The 4,542-nt window shown below is 72.3% G+C and carries 6 protein-coding genes; 4 read left to right on the top strand and 2 right to left on the bottom strand.

Going from position 1 to position 4,542, the window contains the following annotated elements:
• On the top strand, window positions 1–472 hold a 472-nt coding region (locus KBX53_RS23385; protein WP_210861662.1), incomplete at its 5' end, for a response regulator transcription factor.
• A 13-nt stretch (window positions 473–485) separates the two neighbouring features.
• Here KBX53_RS23385 and KBX53_RS23380 read toward each other — a convergent pair.
• Window positions 486–956: a hypothetical protein gene (locus KBX53_RS23380; protein WP_210861660.1), complete on the bottom strand. Its 471-nt coding sequence runs from the start codon at window positions 954–956 to the stop codon at window positions 486–488.
• Window positions 953–1,546, bottom strand: a complete 594-nt coding sequence (locus KBX53_RS37170; protein WP_030333773.1) for a CDP-alcohol phosphatidyltransferase family protein — start codon at window positions 1,544–1,546, stop codon at window positions 953–955. The genes KBX53_RS23380 and KBX53_RS37170 overlap by 4 nt, the downstream gene beginning before the upstream one ends.
• 138 nt (window positions 1,547–1,684) lie before the next feature.
• Between KBX53_RS37170 and KBX53_RS37165 the strand changes: the two genes are divergently transcribed.
• The 3 genes from KBX53_RS37165 (at window position 1,685) to KBX53_RS23360 (ending at window position 4,441) form a co-directional block, all read left to right on the top strand.
• Window positions 1,685–2,791 carry a sensor histidine kinase gene (locus KBX53_RS37165; protein WP_210861658.1) on the top strand — a complete coding sequence of 369 codons (1,107 nt, stop codon included), beginning with the start codon at window positions 1,685–1,687 and terminating at the stop codon, window positions 2,789–2,791.
• A complete protein-coding gene (locus KBX53_RS23365) occupies window positions 2,788–3,435 on the top strand; it encodes a response regulator transcription factor (RefSeq protein WP_210861656.1) in 648 nt (215 codons plus the stop codon). Before KBX53_RS37165 ends, KBX53_RS23365 begins: the two co-directional genes overlap by 4 nt.
• A 142-nt stretch (window positions 3,436–3,577) precedes the next feature.
• The gene (locus tag KBX53_RS23360; RefSeq protein ID WP_210861654.1) at window positions 3,578–4,441 is read left to right on the top strand and encodes a TIGR03620 family F420-dependent LLM class oxidoreductase; all 864 of its coding nucleotides are present in this window, start codon (window positions 3,578–3,580) and stop codon (window positions 4,439–4,441) included.
• Window positions 4,442–4,542 lie beyond the last annotated feature (101 nt).

The raw sequence follows: 4,542 nt of genomic DNA, 5'->3' as shown, positions 1-4,542 counted from the left end.
CGGGGAGGAGGGCCGGCCCGCCACCGAGCGCCTGCGCCGCCGCCACCGGCCGCCCGAGATCATCGTGCTCACCACCTTCGACACCGACGAGCACGTGGTGCGGGCCCTGCGAGCGGGCGCGAGCGGCTTCCTGCTCAAGGACACTCCACCCGAGCAGATCAGCCAGGCGGTCCGCGCGGTGGCGGCCGGCAACCCGATGCTGTCGCCGGGGGTGACGCGCCGGCTCATGCAGCGGGTCGCGTCGGGAGCCGAGACCTACGAGCAGGCGCGAGGGCGGTTGGCGGTGCTCACGCCCCGGGAACGCGACGTCGTGCTGGCCATCGCCCACGGGCGTTCCAACGCCGAGATCGCCGGCGAGCTGCTGATGAGCGTGACGACGGTGAAGGCCCACGTCTCGCACATCCTGACCAAGCTGGATCTCGACAACCGTACCCAGATCGCCCTGCTCGCCCACGACGGCCGGCTCCTCTGAGGTGAACCGGCGGTCAGGCCAGCGCCGCCGGCAGGACGAGGACCGCGAACCGGAGCATCCGACCGGACAGGCACACGACGGCGAACTCCCAGCGTCGAAGGCCCGCGGTGCCGGCGGCGAGGCTGACGACTGCCAGCGGTGGAACCCCCACCGTGGCGGAGACGAGCACGGTCGGCAGCGCGGTGCGGCGGCGGGAGAGCCAGCGCCGGATCGGCGCGGTCCACCGTGCCGTCCGGGCCGCCGCGCGACCTGACTCGTCGCGCCGCGCGAGCGTCCGGGCCAGCCGCCCCGATCCGCGTCGCGCCGATTCGAACAGCAGCAGCTTGCCGACGGTCTGCCCGAGCGCCAGGGCGAGCACGGCGAGGAGAGCCTGCCCGCCACGGTGCCCGGCGACCACCGCGTACGCCTCGGCGTTGACGACCGGGACGAGCGCCGAGGCGAGACCGTAGCCGAGCGCCACCGCGGCCTCGGCGAGGCTGTTCACGCCCGGCCGTCCCGGTGGAGCAGCCGGAGCACCGCTGCGACCGACCACAGCTTCACCGCGACGACGGCGACGGCGACGGCCAGCGCGAGCCGGTACTGCCCGAACGCGATGGCGCCGATCACCCCGGCGGTGTTGGCGACCTTGGCCAGCGGCGACCAGTTCCACGCCCACACCCGCCGGTCGACGAGGTGGAAGTAGTTGGGGCTGAGCACCGGCCAGCACAGGAACGCCAGCGACAGCATGGTGTCCAGCACCAGGAACGAGAGCAGAAAGACCACCGCGACGACCGCGACCTCAGGCACGAGGGCGACCAGGCCCCCGCAGAGCACGGCGGTGCAGGCGCGGTCGCTCACGATGTCGAAGACGGCCCCGGCTCGCGTTTCCTGGCCGAGTCGGCGGGCGGCCCAGCCGTCGAGCACGTCGCCGACCCAGTAGATACCATACGATACCGCCATCAATGCCACCGAACCGGAGACGAGGGCGACGACACCGACGGCGACAGCGGCGACCGTACGAACGGCGGTGATGTAGTTGGGAACCGTACGGAAAGGGCCGACGGTGAGGGCGGCACGGGAGTCAACGAGAGTCACCCCCGCAGGTTCGTCCGGTGAGCGTTCTAGCGGAACGTGCCGCGGTGCCGATCTGGGCGCGCGGGCGGTACCGGGGTGCCGGCCGATCCGGTACCTGGGTACTGGTCGGCGTTCCGGCCGGTCGCGGAGACTGTGCGGGTGACGACTGGAATCCGCGAACTGTTGCGTGACCCCGCGCGGGCGCGCCGACTCGCGTACGGCGTGGTTGGCGTGATCATCGTCGCCGTCGTCACCACCGTCGAGGGGGGCGTGTCCGTTCCGGCCGGCTGGGCGTGGCTGGTGCTGCCGGTCGGCCTCGGGGCCACCGCGCTGCACCCGCGCCACCGAGCCCTGATCTTCGCGGTCTGCGCGGGGTTCGTGGCGATCGTGAGCACCGGGGAATCGGTGCAGCTGGGCCTCGCGGCCGCCGGCCTGGTGTTCGTCTCCACCTGCGAGGACCCGGCCCGACACCCGTGGCTGGGCTGGGTGGGTGGCTTGACCGGTGCGGCCGGCGCACTCGGCATCGCACTGCTCAACGAGCGGGGGCTGTACGAGCAGCCGTTGTTCTTCGTGACGGCCGGCTACCTCCTGGCGGTCCTGTTGCGCTCGTGGTCACGCGGCTACGCCCTCACCCGGGAGACAGCCGACCTGCGCGGCCAGGCCGCCTGGCTCGAACAGCGCACCAACCTGGCCCGCGAGCTGCATGACGTGGTCGGCCACCACGTCACCGCGATGGTGGTGCAGGCCGAGGCGGGCCAACTCAGCGACGACCCGGGGGCGGCGTTGCGGGCGATAGCGGGCAGCGGCCGTACCGCGCTGAGCGAACTCGACACTCTCGTCGTGCACCTGCGCGACCCGAACGCGTCGATCGCGGTGAGCGCGCCGCCGCGCCTGTCCGACATCGACGAACTGCTCGCGCAGCCGTTGCGCCAGCAGGGGGTGACGGTGCGGGTCCAACTGGACCCCGATCCGGGTCTGGACGAGATCGGGGTGTTGACCGTCTACCGCATCGCCCAGGAGGCCCTCACCAACATCGCCCGGCACGCGAAAGCCACGGCGGCCTGGGTCGAACTGGTCCGGGTCGGCGACCATGCCCGCCTGCGGGTCAGCGACGACGGCGTCGGGCCGCCCCGCACGCCCACGAGCGGGTCGGGTCTGCTCGGCATCGGGGAACGCGTCTCCGCGTACGGTGGCAGCTGGGAGCTGGGCCAACGCCCCGGCGGCGGCACCGTCGTGCAGGCCAACCTGCCGGTGGCGAACCGGTGATCCGCGTCGCGATCGCCGACGACCAGGAGTTGGTCCGGGACGGCTTCAGCCTGATCCTGCGATCCCAACCCGACATCCAGGTCGCGGCCGAGGCGGCCGACGGCCGGCAGTTCCTCGACGCGGTACGCCGCGACTCCCGCATCGACGTCGCCCTCGTCGACATCCGCATGCCGGTGCTCGACGGTCTGCAGGCCACCCGTGAGCTGGCCACGATCCCGCACGCACCGGCCGTCATCGTCGTCACCACCTTCGACGACGACGCCTACGTGCTGGACGCCATCGCCTCCGGGGCGCGCGGGTTCCTGCTGAAACGGTCCAGCGCCCGCGACCTGATCGCCGCGGTGCGCACCGTCGCGGCCGGCGAGGCGGTCCTCTCCGCCGAGGTCACCGGTGCCGTCCTCGACCGGGTCCGGGCGACCGGCCCGGCCACCCGGGTGGACCTGTCGGCCTACCAGTTGACCGCCCGGGAGGTCGACGTGCTGGCCCTGATCGGCGCCGGGCTCAACAACAACGAGATCGCCGAACGCCTCTACCTGTCGATGAGCACCGTCAAGTCCCACGTGACGAACGTGCTGGCCAAGACCGGCAGCCGCGACCGGGTACGAGCGGCCATCCTGGCGATCCAGGCCGGCCTGGCACCGTGAGTGATCCAGGCCGGACAGCACCCCGGCCACGAGAGCGATGAAGCGGGCCGACGCCATCACTGTCCACAGCAGACCGAGGCGGATGGTCATCGACCGGGTTGAACCCACGTCGGGACGCTGCCGCAGGCCGTAGGGTTCAGGTATGGCACAACGACTCGTCAGCGTATGGCAACCGTTCTTCCTCGCCAGCGAGAGTCGGGGCGCGGTGATCGACGCCGCGACCGAGCTGGAGGATCTCGGCTACTCACGAATCTGGTTCTCCGGTGGTTTCGGCGAGAACGTCGCCCCGCGCTTCCGGGAGATCCTGGACGGGACCACGCGCATCGGGGTCGCGTCGGGAATCGTGAGCATCTGGCACTCGTCGCCCCCCGAGGTGGCGGCGTTCGCCCAGGACGCCGAGCGGGCGCATCCGGGCCGGTTCCTGCTCGGTCTCGGCGCCAGCCACGCAGTGGTGGTGGAGAGCGGCGGCACCGACTACCGCAAGCCGTACTCAAGGATGGTGGACTACCTGGACGGCCTCGACGCGGCCGGGCTCTCGCCCGAGCGACGCATCCTGGCCGCCCTGGGCCCGCGGATGCTGGAACTCTCCCGCGACCGTTCCGCCGGGGCCCACCCGTACTTCGTCCCGGCCGAGCACACCGCCGAGGCCCGGGCGGCGATCGGGCCAGACCGGCTGCTCGCCCCGGAGGTCGCGGTGGTCCTCGACGCGGACGCCACCACCGCACGCGCCACCGCCCGGCAGTACACGAGCGGGTACCTCGCGCTACCGAACTACACCAACAACCTGCGGCGCTTCGGCTGGACCGATGAGGACTTCGCCGACGGCGGCAGCGACCGGCTCGTCGACGCCCTGATCCCCTGGGGGACGGTCGAGAAGGTGGCGGCCGGCCTGGAGCAGCACTACCAGGCCGGCGCCGACGAGGTGGCGATCCAGGTGCTCAACGGCGGCGACGACACGACGTTCCCCGCCGACGCGTTCCGCACCCTGGCCGCGGCCCTGATCTGACCCTCGCGAGACCAGGGCGACCGGAGAACCGCCGTCTGGTACGGCGATGCCTGGTGCGCGACAGCGATCGCCCGTCGTGCCCCCCAAGGCGGCCCCTCGGG

Origin of the sequence: Micromonospora sp. M51, assembly GCF_018070305.1 — a bacterium.
Lineage (GTDB): Bacteria > Actinomycetota > Actinomycetes > Mycobacteriales > Micromonosporaceae > Micromonospora > Micromonospora parva.
This window is presented reverse-complemented; position numbering and strand designations above follow the sequence as displayed.

What these genes read in the sequence shown, in the direction of transcription:
- KBX53_RS23360 (WP_210861654.1), top strand. Translation starts at nt 3,578, where the DNA reads ATGGCACAACGACTCGTCAGCGTATGGCAACCGTTCTTCCTCGCCAGC.